The sequence below is a fragment of the Carnobacterium sp. CS13 genome (genome assembly GCF_016653495.1).
GTDB lineage: Bacteria > Bacillota > Bacilli > Lactobacillales > Carnobacteriaceae > Carnobacterium_A > Carnobacterium_A antarcticum.
Genome location: NZ_CP067364.1, coordinates 1,213,249 through 1,230,844, shown reverse-complemented (window position 1 = coordinate 1,230,844; position 17,596 = coordinate 1,213,249). Strand labels below are relative to the sequence as shown.

At 37.8% G+C, this 17,596-nt stretch carries 15 protein-coding genes; all 15 read right to left on the bottom strand.

Annotated features, from left to right (window positions below):
* Positions 1-15 precede the first annotated feature (15 nt).
* Positions 16-507 carry a DUF3013 family protein gene (locus JHE06_RS05975; RefSeq protein ID WP_058918537.1) on the bottom strand — a complete coding sequence of 164 codons (492 nt, stop codon included), beginning with the start codon at positions 505-507 and terminating at the stop codon, positions 16-18.
* Between the two features lie 18 nt (positions 508-525).
* Complete coding sequence (locus JHE06_RS05970) at positions 526-1,158, bottom strand: DNA-3-methyladenine glycosylase (RefSeq protein WP_058918536.1); 633 nt, start codon at positions 1,156-1,158, stop codon at positions 526-528.
* 268 nt (positions 1,159-1,426) lie between these two features.
* Positions 1,427-2,620, bottom strand: a complete 1,194-nt coding sequence (locus tag JHE06_RS05965; RefSeq protein ID WP_236253554.1) for a pyridoxal phosphate-dependent aminotransferase — start codon at positions 2,618-2,620, stop codon at positions 1,427-1,429.
* Positions 2,621-3,044: 424 nt separating this feature from the next.
* A complete protein-coding gene (locus tag JHE06_RS05960) occupies positions 3,045-3,782 on the bottom strand; it encodes an NAD-dependent protein deacylase (protein WP_201089860.1) in 738 nt (245 codons plus the stop codon).
* A gap of 291 nt (positions 3,783-4,073) precedes the next feature.
* Complete coding sequence (locus JHE06_RS05955) at positions 4,074-4,553, bottom strand: hypothetical protein (protein ID WP_201089858.1); 480 nt, start codon at positions 4,551-4,553, stop codon at positions 4,074-4,076.
* 280 nt (positions 4,554-4,833) lie between these two features.
* Positions 4,834-5,169: a group II intron maturase-specific domain-containing protein gene (locus JHE06_RS12170; RefSeq protein ID WP_236253565.1), complete on the bottom strand. Its 336-nt coding sequence runs from the start codon at positions 5,167-5,169 to the stop codon at positions 4,834-4,836.
* A 32-nt stretch (positions 5,170-5,201) separates the two neighbouring features.
* Positions 5,202-6,119: a group II intron reverse transcriptase/maturase gene (gene ltrA / locus JHE06_RS05950; RefSeq protein WP_236253553.1), complete on the bottom strand. Its 918-nt coding sequence runs from the start codon at positions 6,117-6,119 to the stop codon at positions 5,202-5,204.
* Between the two features lie 557 nt (positions 6,120-6,676).
* Positions 6,677-8,506, bottom strand: a complete 1,830-nt coding sequence (lepA, locus tag JHE06_RS05945) for a translation elongation factor 4 (RefSeq protein WP_058918533.1) — start codon at positions 8,504-8,506, stop codon at positions 6,677-6,679.
* 149 nt (positions 8,507-8,655) lie between these two features.
* Entirely contained in the window at positions 8,656-9,798 is a 1,143-nt protein-coding gene (gene dnaJ, locus JHE06_RS05940) for a molecular chaperone DnaJ (RefSeq protein ID WP_328706715.1), read from the bottom strand.
* Positions 9,799-9,931: 133 nt separating this feature from the next.
* A complete protein-coding gene (dnaK, locus tag JHE06_RS05935) occupies positions 9,932-11,767 on the bottom strand; it encodes a molecular chaperone DnaK (RefSeq protein WP_201089853.1) in 1,836 nt (611 codons plus the stop codon).
* Positions 11,768-11,818: 51 nt separating this feature from the next.
* Positions 11,819-12,376, bottom strand: coding sequence for a nucleotide exchange factor GrpE (gene grpE / locus JHE06_RS05930; RefSeq protein WP_201089851.1), 558 nt, complete (start codon positions 12,374-12,376; stop codon positions 11,819-11,821).
* Between the two features lie 21 nt (positions 12,377-12,397).
* Positions 12,398-13,435 (bottom strand): heat-inducible transcriptional repressor HrcA, encoded by a 1,038-nt coding sequence (gene hrcA, locus JHE06_RS05925; protein WP_058918529.1) that lies wholly within the window; start codon positions 13,433-13,435, stop codon positions 12,398-12,400.
* A 284-nt stretch (positions 13,436-13,719) separates the two neighbouring features.
* A complete protein-coding gene (gene argH / locus JHE06_RS05920; RefSeq protein ID WP_201089849.1) occupies positions 13,720-15,108 on the bottom strand; it encodes an argininosuccinate lyase in 1,389 nt (462 codons plus the stop codon).
* Between the two features lie 20 nt (positions 15,109-15,128).
* Positions 15,129-16,367 carry an argininosuccinate synthase gene (locus tag JHE06_RS05915; RefSeq protein WP_201089847.1) on the bottom strand — a complete coding sequence of 413 codons (1,239 nt, stop codon included), beginning with the start codon at positions 16,365-16,367 and terminating at the stop codon, positions 15,129-15,131.
* Between the two features lie 266 nt (positions 16,368-16,633).
* Positions 16,634-17,584, bottom strand: a complete 951-nt coding sequence (ribF, locus tag JHE06_RS05910; protein ID WP_058918526.1) for a riboflavin biosynthesis protein RibF — start codon at positions 17,582-17,584, stop codon at positions 16,634-16,636.
* Positions 17,585-17,596: the final 12 nt, after the last annotated feature.

Genomic DNA, 17,596 nt, shown 5'->3' with positions numbered 1-17,596 from the left:
GCTTGCTTATTGTCTTTAAAATTTCGGATACTCAACGCGATCCATGTCATAACGGTTTGTATCTTTCGCTGTTTGAATAGTTGTTTCAAAGTTCAATTCGTTCCAATGCAATTCAAATGTTTCTATTTCTGGATCCGTTGCAAAATCAAGCAAATCTGATTGTCCTTCAGTTACAACTATCCGCAACATCTTAATAACTGCGTCAAGAAACCCTTTTTCGATTCCTTTTTTTAAATCAAAGGGAAGAGCTGCTAAATAGTTTTCTGGAATTATTTTTGATTTTGTTGGGTCAAAAAAACAGATAGCATCTTCAAATTGAATAATGTTTTCTTTGTTGACCGTTCCTTCTATATCTTGAATGACTAAATCAGGTTCCGTTTCAGCATAAATAGTAAAAAACACTTCAATAATGTGCTGTCTTTTATTCCATTGAGTTGACCAATCGAATTCTAAATGACTTTCTTCCATGATTGTTTCTAAATAATCAATGATATCTTTTTTTGCCATGTCGTTCGCTCCTCTGTTTTAATAATTGTTTTCAATTGTTGTTGTCCAGCCTAAATCGCTATCTTTTTTTCCTTTGGTTCTAGAAACATATGGATTTCCGATAACCGTGTACCGAAGCAAAGCATCTGTCCATTCTCCCTTATTTGGGATTCCAATTCTAGCCGAAACACCAATTTCTTTCGGGATTCTTCGGTGTGTTTTAGACAAATACAAAGGCGGCTCATCGATTGAAGCTCCATCATCGCTTTTATCAATTGCCAAGGCTTTTGTCAGTTTTCCAGGACCGTCTGTTAAAGTCACACCGTATTTCCCGCGGCGTTCCTCCATCAGTTCAATGCCTGTATAAGGTTCAATAGCCCGGATTAAAATAGCTTGCGGTATGCCTGCTTCCTGTACGACTAAATTCAGCATTTGATGAGTATGCATCGAATAAATGTAAATCGTTCCTGCTTTTTTGTACATAGAAGCCAGTCTGGGAGTTTTTTTCAAGCCATAGCTATGAGCTGCAGCATCTATTTCGCCTAAATAAGCTTCTGTTTCTACGATCCAGCCTGAGCAAATTCCTTCTTCAGTTTTTTTTATTATCAGACAACCCAACAGCTCTTGTGCGATCTCTTCGGTTGTTTTAGTTGGATCCAGCCAAAAAGTCATTAAATTACCTCACCTATCTTAAAAAATCTAAACGTTTATAAAAATGTCTTCGTTTATAAGTATACAACAAATTAGAACGTTTCGTATAGAAAAGCCCGTTTAACAAGCGATAAAATATGTTTTTGTTCCATATCATAATTTTAATTCTAGCAGAGATAAAAAAAGCGACCTTCCTCAAAAGGAAAAGGTCGCTTTTTACTATCTCTATAAACACAAAACCATTCGTTGGCTAAGCTTTCAACCACATAATGATTACAGATATATTTCCCTACTGTGTAATCGCCTTAGTTACTCGATTTTCACTGATATATTGAGTTAATTTCTCCATAGCTTCAATCAATGTTTCCATGCTGGCAGCATAGCTGATACGGACATATCCTTCGCCGCCTGGTCCAAATGAACCACCTGGAATCAATGCTAACTTATTTTTTTGAGCCAAATCTACACAAAATGCCATACTTTCTTGAATGTAGCCTTCAGGTATCTTTGCAAACAGATAAAATGCTCCGTTGGGTTTTGGACAGGTGAAGCCAAGTTCTTGTAAGATATTGTAAACGTAATCTCGGCGTTTCAAGTATTCTTTCTTCATGACTTGTGCATCGTTTTTACCATCTTTAAAAGCAGCTAAAGCAGCCTTTTGTGCCATTGTTGCAGTTGTGGTTACCATAAATTGATGGACTTTGTTGATTTCCTGAATCAATGCTGCTGGTCCGCAAAGCAAGCCGATTCTCCATCCAGTCATTGCATGAGACTTTGAGACACCATTGATTAATAGCGTTTGCTCAGGCAAGTATTTAGCGATGGAAACATGCGTTCCATTATAAGTGAGTTCACTATAAATTTCATCGCTTAAAACAAATAGATCATGTTTTTCTAGTTCCTCCGCTAAAGCTTGAACTTCAGCAGCAGTATAAGTCACACCTGTCGGATTATTAGGATAATTCAAGACGACGGCTTTTACGCTCGCCCCATGCTCTGCGATAGCTTCTTGGATCATTTTGGGTGAAAGGGCAAAATGATTACTAGACGTATCAATAAAAATAGGCGTACAGCGACTGAGAACTGTAACCGGTATATAGCCTGGGAAAATTGGCGTTGGGATCAATACTTTTTCTCCAGGATTTAAAATACCAAATAAAGCTGCATAGATAGCCTCAGAAGCGCCTGCTGTCACTAATATTTCAGATTCAGGATTATACTGAACACCATACTTTTCGTTTAGAAAAGAAGCTGCTGCTTCTCGTAAAGGCAGTTCTCCAGCGGTTGGAGCATAATGAGAATAATTTTCTTCAATGGCTTTAATACCTGCAGCCTTTACATGCTCAGGAGTATTGAAGTCTGGTTCGCCTAAAGTTAACTTCGTCATTCCTGGTATTTGAGAAACCTCTGCATCAAATTTTCGAATAGAAGAAGGCTGTAATAAAGACAGTTGTTCATTCATATGGTTAATAAGTTTATTCAAATTTACTCCTCCTTGATTCGTTCATTATAGTTAACGGTAAAAAAAGATACCCAAAATAGAAAAATAAAAATTCTATAGGTATCCATCTGCAAAAGCAATAAATAAAAAGAAAACCACATAGAATTTCTAATGTCTATGTGGTCCGCATATAACTGACGTCATAACAAAACGGATTAGCCTCATAGATACAAACGTTGTGAGTTTGCATCATGAAAAAATCCATGCTACAAACTCTCTCTAAAATAGCTAAACCAATATTGGCTATTATTTAATTGGGATATAGTTCGTTTTTGTCTGGTCATTTTGCTCACACACATTTCTTTTTATAGTCAGTTAAGGTATTCTTGTGCTAAGGATACCTTTTTTTATCATGGTTTGTCAATGAAATTCTAATCGTATGTTCATTAACTTTTTAAAGTAGTGTTTAATTTTCTTTTAATTGTTTGAAAATAGAGCCCAATGAATCTTGAATAATCAAATCAAACAGAGCCGGGTGTTGAACCGGTGTCCGATTCAACAGAATCGATGCTTCTCCTTTAAAGTAGTGGATCAAACTATTAGCAGGATAAACAGATAAAGATGTTCCAGCGACGATCAATAAGTCCGCTTTTTCAACGGCAGCCATACTCATTGATAAAGCCGTTTGATCTAGCATTTCACCATAAAGAACGACATCTGGACGAACGATGCCATTGTCGTGCGGGCATCTTGGTATCCCTTTATCATCTTGTCTTAAAGCACGTAAAGGATAGTTCTCTCCACAAGTTAAGCAAGTATTCCGCAATGTACTTCCATGGAGTTCTAAAACTTTTTCGCTCCCAGCGGCTTGATGCAAGCCATCAATATTTTGTGTGATGATCGTGATATCTTTCTCTTTTGCTTCAAGTTCAGCCAAATAAAGATGAGTCGCATTAGGAACCGCTTCTGGATAGACTAAATGCTCAAAATAGTAATTGAAAAACAATTCCGGCTGCTCTTTTAAAAACCAATCGCTAACAATATCCTCTGGTTGGTAAGTTTGACCTGAATCTTGATTAAATAAGCCGTCTGCAGATCGAAAATCCGGTATACCGCTTTCTGTTGATACGCCTGCACCTCCAAAAAAGACAATGCTGTTAGATTGTTCTATTAATTTTTTTAGTTTTATGATTTTATTTTGCACGCTATTCCTCTTTTCATATTTATTTGTTTGAAAACAGCTAAATAAGCAATAAAAGAACGGTATACCCAATAACCCCTGCCAGAAAACTGCTTAAGCTGCTTTTTTGTTCTTCAGGCAGTTCTTCTTTCATCACATTTAAAATAACTCCTCCCGCTATGAAAGCCTGCAAAATGGACAGGACGAATTCGTTTAGTTCAGTCAATATGCCTATTAGCCATCCTAAAACGGGTGCTGCTGTTAAAATAATTCGGCCATATTTATCATAAGCTCCTTTATGGTCTCTTCTAAGGCTCAATCGTTCGTTATAAAGTGTACTCCTAAAGCCAAAAAGTAAAAGAATATTCCTAAGGGACTTTTGTATTCTTCTCTAACTAAAAGATATCCTATAACGGTATTATAAATAAAAAACGAACCCATATGAATCCAAAATATAACTGAATCAGCTTGTTCCGGATTTTTTAACACCTTGCTTTTCCGAGATATTTTGACTAACCGTTCCATAGCATAAAACAAAACCAGTCCTGCTAAGGCTATGATATAAATGTGGTTTTCAATATGCCGCCAGCTGCTCTGTTGCAAATTTTTTACAACGACTTGTTGATAGGTATTTAATTGCGGCAATAAATGTACAAAGACGTAGGAAACAGCTACTCCAGCAGAAAGAGACAAAAACCTGCTGCGAGGCACTTTATTAGCAAATTGCATGTATTTAGAAGAAAAATGAATAAATGCAAATCCTAGCGCACAAATAAAGGTAATCACGATATACAATGAAACCATCCTCTCCGCTTTTTCAGTAAAGCTTTGTTCTTATGATAGAGCTCTTATCCAGGATAAGCTTTAATGCTGTCAAAATCAAAAAAAATACACGGAGTTTTATTAAAATCAGTAGTTGACCCTTTTTATACGATACTTTAGTTTTGTGATTGTTTACTCCTACCAGAAATAAACAGATGATCCTTGTTCCGTCTAAATATAAAAAATCGAGTAGGAGGAGCCTTACGGCTCCGACCTCTCACACCACCGTACGTACCGTTCGGTATACGGCGGTTCAATAACTTAAGTATCTCTGCTGGAAAAGTTGGTTTAGGTCTTTTAGACCCCAATTTACCAGCTTTTTCTTCGTAATCGCTCGGTGAAGTGTGTGGGTACGGGTCATACGCCAATACCCTTTTCTCGTATTAGCCACCTTCCATGCTTCTTCTTTCTCTATTCCATACTTTCTTAACATACGAAATTTAGTCGATACTTTGTTCCATCGTTTCCAACATATTTGTCTCAATCGATGATTTAGCCAATGAGCTACGCTCTTGATAAAGCTTTTCATATCTCCAATTCCATAATAATTAATCCAGCCTTGTGTATAGAGGTTAATTTCTTTTATAATTTGTTTGAATGTACCAGGACGTTTTCGGCTCGTTAGTTTTCTGAGTCGGTTACGGAACTTGAGTTTAGCCGCCTTAGATGGGCGGCTTCTGACTTTCCCTGTGTTTTCCAGATAGTGAAACCTAGAAACTTAGCTTTAGCTGGAGTAGTCACTTTACTTTTTTCCGTATTAATCTCCAACCGGAGGTTTCCCCCTATAAAGGTCGTCACGCTTTTTAAAACTCGTTCTCCTGCTCTAGGTGTTTTCACATAGATACAAAAGTCGTCCGCATAACGTACAAACCGGTGTCCTCGCTTCTCTAATTCTCTATCTAGTTGATTTAAATAGACATTAGCGAGTAGTGGAGAGATAACTCCACCTTGAGGGGTTCCTTTATAATTCTCAATAAAGACATTGCCGTCCATAATTCCAGCTTTAAGAAAATTCCATATTAACCGCAACACTATTTTATCTTGGATATAGTAGTTGAGGTAATTCATCAACTTCTGATGATGAACTGTATCAAAATAGTTACGCAAATCACAGTCGACAATCGTTTTGTATCCTTCGGATACATATTGTTCTGCCTGTTTAATCGCTTGATGAGCGTTCCTGCCTTTCCTAAAACCATAACTGTATGTCGAAAAGGAAGGGTCATTGATGGGTTCAATCACTTGTAGAATAGCTTGTTGCACCACTCGATCTCGCACCACAGGAATTCCCAAGTTTCTTATACCACCGTTATCCTTAGGGATAGAAACCAGCTTAACAGGTTGTGGTTGGTAAGTTCCTGCTCTCATCTTCTCTATCATTTGCTGACCATATTTTATTAAGTGAGCGTCCAATTCATGAACGGTCACTCCATCGATACCGGCAGCTCCTTTATTTTGATACACTTTCTTGCTGGCTGACTTTAAATTATCTGAATTAGCGATTTGATTGATTAATGAGATACTATCTTGTTTCATCATATCGTTACTGTAGCTCTCTACACTCTCTTGTACTCTTTCGTTTCCAACTTATCCCTCCAAGAGTAGCCATCTTTCGGTCTATACCACGATGTTTTCTGTAGTCGTGAGCTACATCCACCTCCTTGTTTATTCCAAGATTATTATTGTTCTGCCCTTCAGAGAACTGTGTTCTCCTACTATGGCGTCTGCTGACTTCTCACTATTCGTTGTTACTACGGTATTTACCGCTAGTGAGACCTCCCCGGGTAAGAGTTATAACCTTCCACTCATGTCACTGCCTCATTTACTGTAGGAGACTCGTGCAGTATCGGACTTCGCTTTGTTTGGCAAGCTTGTCCATCTCCATCCAGCCTTGTATGAGATTTCTGTTCGTCAGTGCGAGTGTTTGCGTCCAGCTTCTTTCGGATTCTTTCTCGCGAAAGACACCCTTGCTATTCGCTAACAGTTCCTACTGCCAAGCCTGTAGTGGACTTTCACCACCAAGTTATCACCCATGCCGGGCGCACCAAAAAAACCTGCCAAAGATTTTTGGCAGGCAAATACTGTTATTGAGTTATTTACTTTTTCTCGTCGTCCATCTTAAGAACGGACATAAACGCTTCTTGCGGTATCTCGACAGATCCTACTTGTTTCATCCGTTTTTTACCAGCTTTTTGCTTTTTCAATAATTTTTGACGACGTGTGACATCCCCGCCGTACAGCTTAGCTGTTACATCTTTACGCAATGCTTTGATTGTTGAACGAGAAAGAATCTTACTGCCAATGGCAGCTTGAATCGGAATCTCGAACTGTTGACGCGGAATAATGCTTCTTAATTTTTCAACAATCGCTTTCCCACGATCATAAGAAAAGTCGTTATGCACAATAAAGCTCAAAGCATCTACGGTTTCTCCATTCAAAAGAATATCCATCTTAGCTAAACGACTTACTTTATAACCAATCATCTCATAATCCAAAGAAGCATATCCTTTAGTACTGGATTTTAATTTATCAAAGAAGTCATACACGATTTCTGATAATGGAATTTCATACACAACGTTGACACGCTTGTCATCTAAATAGTCTAAAGCAATAAAATTGCCGCGTTTCCGTTGAGAAATTTCCATAACTGTACCAACATAATCATTTGGCACCATGATATTAGCTTTTACATAAGGCTCTTCAATTGATTCAATTACGCCAGGTTCCGGCATGTCAGCTGGGTTTGAAACAATGATTTGAGTCTGGTTTGTCAAGTTCACATGGTAAATAACCGATGGAGCAGTAGTGATCAATTCTAAATTAAATTCGCGTTCAAGTCGTTCTTGGATAACATCCATGTGTAGCAGTCCTAAGAAACCGCAACGGAATCCAAACCCTAAAGCTTGCGAGGTTTCCGCTTCAAATTGCAAAGCAGCATCATTTAACTCTAATTTCTCTAGCGCTTCACGTAAATCTGTAAAGCGAGAAGAGTCGATTGGATACATCCCGCAGTAAACCATTGGATTCATTTTACGATACCCTGGCAAAGCTTCTTTTGCTGGGTTATTCGCTAATGTGACAGTGTCTCCCACCCGTGCGTCTTGAACGGTCTTAATGTTTGCAGTAACATAACCAACGTCTCCAACCATCAAGAAATCACGTTTGATGGGCTTAGGTGAAAAGATACCTACTTCAGCTACTTCAAAGGTTTTTTCAGTGTTCATTAACTTCATTGTATCGCCAGGTTTGATCATTCCATCCATCACTCTAATATTTAAAACAACTCCACGATAAGAATCATAAGCGGAATCAAAAATAAGAGCTTTTAAAGGTGCATCTAAGTCTCCATCAGGCGCAGGAACTTTTTCAACAATTTGTTCTAAAATGTCTTCTACTCCTAATCCGATTTTAGCGCTCGCTAAGACTGCTTCGCTAGCATCGATTCCAATAACATCTTCTACTTCTGCACGAACCCGTTCAGGATCCGCTGCTGGTAAATCAATTTTATTGATGACTGGAAGGATTTCTAAATCATTGTCTAAAGCTAAATAAACGTTCGCTAACGTTTGTGCTTCAATTCCTTGAGCAGCATCGACTACTAAAATTGCCCCTTCGCAAGCTGCTAAGCTTCGTGAAACTTCATAAGTAAAATCGACGTGTCCAGGTGTATCAATTAAATGGAAGGTATAGTCTTCGCCATTTTTTGCCGTATAGTTCAGTTCTACCGTATTCAATTTGATAGTAATTCCACGCTCACGTTCTAAGTCCATGGAATCCAATAGTTGCTCGTGCATGTCTCGATCGGCAACTGTGCGGGTCATTTGTAAAATCCGGTCAGCTAAAGTCGATTTCCCATGATCGATATGGGCGATAATCGAAAAGTTCCGAATTCGTTTTTGACGTTCAATTAAATCATTTTTATTCATTCAATTAATGCCTACTTTCATGTTTTATTCCAAAAAGTGTCATTACAAATTATAACAGTGAAACCACTGAATTACAATGTTTTACAAAGGTTAGTCTTATTCCTAAAAGAAAAACCTAAGCATTTTGCCTAGGTTTTTCTTTAGTCGGTTTATTTTCTGTCTTTTTTAAAAGCATCTTTTACTTTTCCGAAAAGACTTTCCTCTTGTTCGGTTACCTCGATGCCGCTAGCTTTTGCAAATTCGCGCAGAATGTCGACTTGTTTGCTGGATAAATCTTTTGGAGTGATCAATTTAATTGTAACGTGTTGATCTCCATTGCCAGTTCCTCTAAGACGCGGTGCGCCTTTCCCTCTTAAACGGAAATTTGTTCCTGTTTGTGTTCCAGCTGGAACTTTCAGTTTAACTTTTCCGTGAACGGTCGGTACTTCTACTTCATCGCCTAAAGCTGCTTGGATGAAACTGATTGGTAATTCGTAATAAATTTCTGAACCTTCCCGATCGTATAAATCACTCGGTTTAACATGGAAAACGACATATAAATCTCCATAAGGACCGCCATTTACCCCAGCTTCACCTTGTCCATTCAAACGCATTTGATTTCCATCTTCTACACCTGCAGGTACGGTTACTTTAACAGAGTGTCTATCTTTTACATGTCCTGAACCATGACAAGTTGGGCATTTCTCTTTGATCTCTTTACCAGTACCGTGACACACATCACATGTTTGACGTGTCATTACACGGCCAAGCGGAGTATTCCGTTCCACATTAAGAGTTCCTGAACCATGACATTTCGAACAAGTAACAGGATGAGTTCCTGGTTTTGCACCGTCTCCATGACAAGTAGCACATTCAGATTCGCGATTGTATTGAATCGTTGTTTCTTTTCCAAAGATAGCTTCTTCAAATTCTAAATCCATTCGATATTGCAAATCTTCACCTTGACGTGGAGCATTCGGATTATACGAACGGCCGCCGCCACCGAAGAAAGATTCAAATATATCTTCGAAGCCGCCACCGCCGAAACCACCACCACCAAAGCCGCCTGATCCAGCACCAAAGTTAGGATCTGTACTTGCATGACCATATTGATCATAAGCTGCACGTTTATTTGCATCGCTTAACACTTCATAAGCTTCAGTGATTTCTTTAAACTTTTCATCCGCATCAGCTTCTTTGTTAATATCCGGATGGAATTGTTTTGAAAGTTTACGGTAGGCTTTTTTTATTTCAGCGTCCGTAGCGCTTTTTGAAACGCCTAATATTTCATAATAATCTCTTTTTGCCATGATTTCCCTCCATCGTTCCAATGATAACGTTTATCTCTAGACTGCCCTTCATTTTACCTTTACGAGCATAGCATATCTAGAAGAAAAAGCCAAAAGCATTTTGCCTTGGCTTTTTACTTCGTCACCTATTCACTGATTATTTGTTGTCGTCTACTTCTTCAAAATCAGCATCAACCACATTATCGTCTCCACCTTGATCAGCTTGTACGTCTTCAGGGTTCGCTTCTGCTTGAGCTTGTGCTGCTTGTTCATAGAGCTTAACAGTCAATGCTTGAACGATTTCATTCAATTCATCACGTTTTGTTTTCATTGTTTCTAAATCATCTGCTTCTACAGCAGCTTTCAACTCATCACGAGCATCTTCAGCTTTTTTAACTTCAGCTTCATCAACTTTACCTTCTAATTCTCCTAAAGTTTTGTCCACTTGGAACAATAGTTGTTCTACTTCGTTGCGTAATTCAACTTCTTCTTTACGAGTTTTGTCAGCTTCAGCATTGGCTTCAGCGTCTTTAACCATACGTTCGATTTCTTCGTCGGTTAAACCAGATGAAGATTTGATTGTGATCGTTTGTTCTTTTTGTGTTCCTAAGTCTTTTGCACGTACATTAACGATTCCGTTTTTATCAATATCAAACGATACTTCAATTTGCGGAATGCCACGAGGAGCTGCAGGAATATCTGTTAATTGGAAGCGGCCTAAAGTTTTGTTGTCCGCTGCCATTGGACGTTCACCTTGTAATACGTGTACATCTACAGCTGGTTGGTTGTCAGCAGCTGTTGAGAAGACTTGTGATTTACTTGTCGGAATAGTTGTGTTGCGGTCGATCAACTTAGTAAATACGCCACCCATTGTTTCGATTCCTAATGATAATGGAGTTACGTCTAATAGGACGATGTCTTTTACATCACCAGTAAGAACTCCTGCTTGAATAGCAGCTCCCATCGCTACAACTTCATCTGGGTTTACTGATTTGTTTGGTTCTTTGCCAGTTTCTTTACGAACAGCTTCTACAACTGCTGGGATACGTGTAGATCCACCAACTAAGATAATTTCGTCTACTTCAGAAGCGGATAAACCAGCATCTTTCAAAGCTTGACGAACAGGTTTTTTAGTACGTTCAACTAAATCATACGTTAACTCTTCAAATTTCGCGCGAGTTAAGTTGATTTCCAAGTGCAATGGTCCTGCTTCACCAGCAGTAATAAATGGTAAACTGATTTGAGTAGATGTTACACCAGATAAATCTTTTTTAGCTTTTTCTGCTGCATCTTTCAAACGTTGAACAGCCATTTTATCTTTAGATAAGTCAATGCCGTTTTCTTTTTTAAATTCTGCTACTAGGAATTCAATGATTTTTTCATCAAAATCATCTCCACCTAAATGATTGTCTCCAGCTGTAGAAAGAACATCAAAGACACCATCGCCTAATTCAAGAATAGAAACGTCAAATGTTCCGCCGCCAAGGTCAAATACTAAAACTTTTTCTTCTGTTTCTGTTTTGTCTAAACCATAAGCTAAAGCTGCAGCAGTTGGTTCGTTAATGATTCGTTCAACTTCTAGTCCAGCAATTTTACCTGCATCTTTTGTCGCTTGACGTTGTGCATCATTAAAGTAAGCTGGAACTGTAATAACAGCTTTGTCTACTTTTTCTCCTAAATAACTTTCAGCATATCCTTTTAGATATTGTAAAATCGTTGCTGAGATTTCTTGTGGCGTGTGTTTTTTGCCTTCAACATCAACTGTATATCCAGCTTCACCAATATGGCGTTTAATTGAACTGATTGTGTGAGGGTTTGTTACTGCTTGACGTTTAGCAACTTCCCCAACTTGCATTTCACCATTTTTAAAAGCAACAACAGATGGCGTCGTACGGTTTCCTTCAGGATTCGCAATGATTTTTGCTTCTCCGCCTTCTAAAACTGCTACTGCTGAGTTTGTTGTACCTAAGTCAATACCGATTATTTTACTCATAATTAATTACCTCTTTTACTTTTTTTTAGTTTATTTTTTAGAACACTTGCTTTATTGAGCAACGATAACCATTGCCGGACGTAAAATACGTTCATTTAAAGAATAACCTTTTTGGAAAACATTTACAACTGTATCAGCTTCTTGTCCCTCTTCCACTGGCGTTGTTTGTATTGCCTGATGGAAATTAGGATCAAAAGGTTGATGCAATGGATCAATGACTTTGATTCCTTCGTTGTCCAAAGCAACTTTAAATGAATCCATCACCATTTCTAAACCTTTTTTCAAGTTTTTCCCTTGTTCATCAGTCACGTCAATGGCCAATGCACGTTCCAGGTTATCGATCACTGGCAATAATTCTGTTGCTAATGATTGAGAGCGATATTTTGCAGCATCTTCTTTTTCTTTTTGATTGCGTTTGCGCATATTCGCTAGCTCAGCTTGTAAACGCAAATAACGGTCTTCCATCTCGCTCAAAGCCGTTTTAGCTTCTGTTAATTCGTCCACTTGAACCTCTTCTTCAACCGCTTCTTCCGTTTGTGGTTGTTCGTTGTTCTCATTTGTTTCATCAACCACTTCTTCAGTTAGCGGATCTTTTTGATTCTCAGTCATAAATACATAGCTCCTTCTTGATTAGTCTTCCATCGAACGATAGTAATCTACTATTTTTTTTGAAAGCTCATTTCTAAATACATCCACTAAACTAATCATTTTTGAATAAGGCATGCTGGTCGGTCCTAATAGGGCAATCAAGCCCGTCCCATAACCCATGACATTGTAGCTTGCCGTTATCAAACTGAATTCGTCAAATAACTCGTCATCCAATTCTTGTCCGATTCGTACTTCAATTCCGCTATGGTAAGGCGTCAATAAATGAGCCAAATCGTGCTGGTCTTCCATCAAAGAATAAATCGACTTAAATTTTTCTACATCTAGACCGATAGAATAATCAAGCATATTCATTCTGCCGCCTACGTGAATTTGATCACGTCCAGCTTGCAAAATAACATCATCAAGAATGGTTAGCATTCCTTCTGCTGATTTAGCATATTTGTTAATTAAAATAGGCATTTCAGTTTTCAGTTTTTGAAATACTTCCATTAATGTATGACCAACTAATCGTTCATTAAAGATTTTCACCATTTTTTCCAAGTCGCTCGGTTGAATTGTTTTCGGCAAAGAGAATACTTGGTTTTCTACGTGGCCTTTATCTGTGACCAAAATGACCATCACCCGATGTTCATTTAAAGGAACCAATCGAAAACCTGTTAGCTTGCTGTCTTTTAATTCAGGTCCTAAAGAAATAGCGGTATAACTTGTCAATTGCGAAAGCACTTCAGCAGATTGTACAACGATTTCATCTAACTGATGAAAGGTATTGCTAAAAGATTGTTTGATTGTAACAATATCTTTTTTCTGAATTTCAGTTGGATGTACTAGATGATCTACATAAAACCGATACCCTTTGATAGAAGGGATACGTCCAGATGAAGAATGTGTCTTTTCAATAAAACCTAACTCTTCTAACCTAACCATTTCATTACGAATAGTTGCAGAGCTGAACTTCATTCCTGCTTCATTCATCAATGTTTTAGAACCAATTGGATTTCCATAGCTTGTATAGAGAAGAATGATGGATTTCAGTATTAGAACTTGTCTTTCTGTTAACATGTTGCATCACCTCTTTTTTAGCACTTGGGACTAAAGAGTGCTAACACAAGTATTAATTTACCAAATATATACTAACTTGTCAACGATAATCCTCTACTTTTTGTTTAAATTTATTTTTTAAACAAAACTTACGGCAAGTGGCTTCTATTGAGCAAAATCAGCTCAAAAAGAAGCCGCATAGAATACGATCACACCTTCATTCTAAGCGGCTTCTTTTTTATTTTTCACCAGATAATAAAATCCTGTTTTTAAATCAACGGCTAATCGATTCACGAAAAAACCGATCATACTTTTTTCATATCTACTAATGTTTTATTTGCACTCGCTAGTTCTTTTTTTACTTGTTCAAAGCCTGTCCCACCCAAAGAGTTGCGTCGTTCTACAGCAGTTTTTGAATCTAGTACAGTGTAAACATCTTCTTCGATTAATTCAGAAACTGCTTGGTAATCAGATAAGGAAATATCTTGCAGATAAATCCCTTTTTTGATGCCTTCCAGTACAAGCTTTCCTACGATCTCATGTGCTTTTCTAAAGGGAATCCCTTTGCTTGCTAGGTAATCTGCTAATTCTGTCGCATTTGAATAATCCTTAGTCGTAGCTGAATACATCGTTGCTTCGTTAACTTTCATCGTCTCAAGCATCCCAGAAAATACCGTTAGACAATCTTTAACCGTTTTAACTGTGTCAAACATACCCTCTTTATCTTCTTGCAGATCTTTGTTGTACGCTAAGGGCAAACCTTTCATTGTTGTCAATAGACCTAATAGGTTTCCATAAACACGTCCAGTTTTTCCGCGAATCAATTCGGCCATATCTGGATTTTTCTTTTGAGGCATAATCGAGCTGCCTGTTGAAAAAGCATCAGTCAATGTTACAAACTGGTATTCGTGACTAGTCCATAAAATGATTTCTTCACAAAAACGTGATAGGTGCATCATCAAAAGACTGCTGTTGCTCAAAAATTCTAAAATAAAATCCCGATCACTAACGGCGTCTATGCTGTTCGTATAACTTTCTTTGAAACCGAGCAACGTTTTTGTGTATTCTCGATCGATGGGAAATGTTGTTCCAGCTAAAGCAGCAGCACCCAATGGCGATAGGTCGATTCTTTTCAAACTATCTTGATTACGTTCAAAATCACGTTTAAACATATTGTAATAAGCCAATAGATGGTGAGCAAAAGAAATGGGCTGCGCATGTTGCAAATGAGTATATCCTGGCAAGATAGTTTCCACGTTTTCTTCAGCTTTGCTAATCAAAATTTCCATAAATAAACGAATCCGTTGATTGATTTCAATTACTTCCTTTTTCAGGTACAAATGCATATCTGTTGCAACTTGGTCATTTCTACTACGAGCCGTATGCAGTTTGCCTGCGACTGGACCGATAATACCATGAAGCAACTTTTCCAAATTCAAATGAATATCTTCGTTTTCAGCAGTAAATACTAAACATCCCTTTTTATTGTCTTCGAGTAATTTTTCTAAACCTTGGATAATTTCATTTGCTTCTTCAGCTGATAGTATATTGGTTTTAGCTAGCATTTGTACATGAGCTAGACTGCCAATTAAATCTTCTTCTGCTAATTGCTGGTCGACAGCGATTGAAGCTCCGAAAGCATCAACCCATGCCTGGCTCTCACCTTCAAATCTTCCACTCCATAATTTTTTCATTCTATTCATCCTAACATTGCTTAATAGAGACTCTTTTCTTTTATTAATGTTTCATCAAACTGAGCGGTTGAATTGTGAACTTCTGCATGTACTTTGGTAGATAGTCCCCATAATTTAATAAAACCAACCGAAGCTTCTTGATCAAATGTGTCAGCTGAAGTATAAGTAGCTAAATTTTCATCATATAAAGAATTAGGCGACTTTCTTCCTTCCACGATTGAATGGCCCTTAAACAATTTCAAACGAATGGTACCGTTCACGTACTGTTGTGTAGATTTTAAGAAAGCAATCAAGCTATCTGTTAAAGGATTAAACCATAAACCGTTGTAAATCATCTCGGTTAATTTTTGTTCAATGGCTGGCTTAAAATGTCCAATTTCTTTTACGAAAGTCAGGTCTTCCAAAGCTTTATGGGCCGTCATCAGAACAATAGCCCCTGGTGCTTCATAAACTTCGCGGGATTTGATTCCAACTAAACGGTTTTCAATGTGATCGATTCTTCCGATACCATGTTTTCCCGCTATTTTATTGAGACATTCAATCAATTCTACTAACGAATATGGTTTACCATTTAGCGCAATAGGTTTTCCAGCCAAAAAGTCGATTTCTAAAATTTCTGGACTATCTGGAGTATTTTCCAAACTAGCGGTTAACTCATAAGCTGCTTCTGGCGGCGCCATCCATGGATTTTCTAAAATGCCACATTCGTTTGATCTTCCCCATAAATTTTGATCAATGGAAAAAGGATTGTCCAAATCGATTGGCACAGGTATGTCATGTTCAATGGCGTAATTGATTTCTTCTTCTCTTGACCATTGCCATTCACGCACTGGCGCAAGAACTTTCAAGTTTGGCGCTAAAGAATGAATCGCTACTTCAAAGCGCACTTGATCGTTGCCTTTTCCGGTGCAACCATGAGCGACCGCGGCGGCGCCTTCTTTGAGAGCTACTTCCACCAATTTTTTCGCAATTAACGGACGGGATAAAGCAGAAATCAATGGATAAATGCCTTCATAAAAAGTATGAGCTTGTAGAGCAATTAAAGCATACTCTTCTGCAAATTCTTTTTTTGCATCAATCGTATATGAAGAAACGGCCCCAATGCTCAGAGCTTTTTCTTTAATAAAAGCCAAATCCTTCCCTTCCCCTACATCTAAACAACAAGCAATCACATCATACCCTTCTTCATTCAACCATTTAATGGCAACAGAAGTATCTAACCCACCTGAATACGCTAAAACTACTTTTTCTTTTTCCATTTGAACACCTCTTTGTTTTAATTAACTTTCGATAAGCATTATAATAGCATGCCATAATGATTAAAACAACATTAAAGTGTTTAATTATTCCGAAACGTGTATTTTAGTCTCTAAAATCTTCTTTTTGTTGAATATTAGTTAATTTTATACATTACACATGCATTATTCGGCTGTTTTCATTAGATAATGTGCTCAAAAAAAATAAACCCCTTATTGTCTTTTTAAAAAAAGGCGAAAGGGTTTATATTGTGACTGTTTTTATGAGTCTATTTTCTATTTTCTTCTAGGAAATAATCACGCGTATCTACTTCATCTTGCTCCAATTGAGCAATCAAACCTGTTAAATCATCAAATTTCAATTCATCTCTTAAGTAATGATGCCATAAAACCGTAACTTTTTCTCCATAAATATCTTGCTCAAAATCCAAAATATAGACTTCAACAGTTAATGGCCGATTAGCTTCAAACGTAATATTATGACCGATGGATGCCATACCTAAATGCCATTGCTTGCCTACCAATATTTGAACGGCATATACGCCCACACGCGGCAGACGAACAGCCCTTGTTACTTCGATATTGGCTGTTGGAAATCCAAGTAAACGCCCGCGTGCATCTCCATGGACTACGCGTCCAGTAGTTTCATAAATGTACCCTAACAAGTCATTCGCTTCTTCTATCTTTCCATTATCTAAACAGTGTCTAATTCGAGTAGAACTGATTTTTGATTCTTCACTAGTTTGTTTTTCAACGATAACAATTTCAAAACGGTTATGAGCATAATCGGGCAAATGCTTCATCGAAGCGACTTCTTTTTTTCCATAAGTATAGTCAAAACCCGCTACTACTACTTTTGCATGCAGTCCTACGATGTACTGATCTACAAATGATTGTGGTTTTAAAGCTGCAAATGCAGAAGTGAAATCAACTTCATATAAAATGTCTACCCCTAGTTTGGCCATCATGGCTTCTTTTTTTTCAACAGTAGACAAATACTGCATGTCTTCCGACGCAATTTTTTTGAAGACAATTGAGGGGTGTTGATTAAAAGTCATAACAGCCAGTTTATACTTTTTTTTTGCAGCTAATTGTTTCGCTCTGCTGATGACTTCTTGATGACCTTTGTGCACGCCGTCAAAAAAGCCAAGAGCCAAGACAACCTCTTCTGTTGGAATTTGATTTTGTGTATAGGGATGGTGCAATTTTATAATTTCCATGATTGAAAAACT

Bases quoted from the DNA above. Each gene is read 5' to 3' on its own strand.
- JHE06_RS05915 (WP_201089847.1), bottom strand. From the start codon at position 16,367: ATGGAAAAAGAAAAAGTAGTTTTAGCGTATTCAGGTGGGTTAGATACT.
- JHE06_RS05970 (WP_058918536.1), bottom strand. From the start codon at position 1,158: ATGACTTTTTGGCTGGATCCAACTAAAACAACCGAAGAGATCGCACAA.
- ribF (WP_058918526.1), bottom strand. From the start codon at position 17,584: ATGGAAATTATAAAATTGCACCATCCCTATACACAAAATCAAATTCCA.
- argH (WP_201089849.1), bottom strand. From the start codon at position 15,108: ATGAAAAAATTATGGAGTGGAAGATTTGAAGGTGAGAGCCAGGCATGG.
- JHE06_RS05975 (WP_058918537.1), bottom strand. From the start codon at position 507: ATGGCAAAAAAAGATATCATTGATTATTTAGAAACAATCATGGAAGAA.
- ltrA (WP_236253553.1), bottom strand. From the start codon at position 6,119: ATGATGAAACAAGATAGTATCTCATTAATCAATCAAATCGCTAATTCA.
- hrcA (WP_058918529.1), bottom strand. From the start codon at position 13,435: ATGTTAACAGAAAGACAAGTTCTAATACTGAAATCCATCATTCTTCTC.
- lepA (WP_058918533.1), bottom strand. From the start codon at position 8,506: ATGAATAAAAATGATTTAATTGAACGTCAAAAACGAATTCGGAACTTT.
- grpE (WP_201089851.1), bottom strand. From the start codon at position 12,376: ATGACTGAGAATCAAAAAGATCCGCTAACTGAAGAAGTGGTTGATGAA.
- dnaK (WP_201089853.1), bottom strand. From the start codon at position 11,767: ATGAGTAAAATAATCGGTATTGACTTAGGTACAACAAACTCAGCAGTA.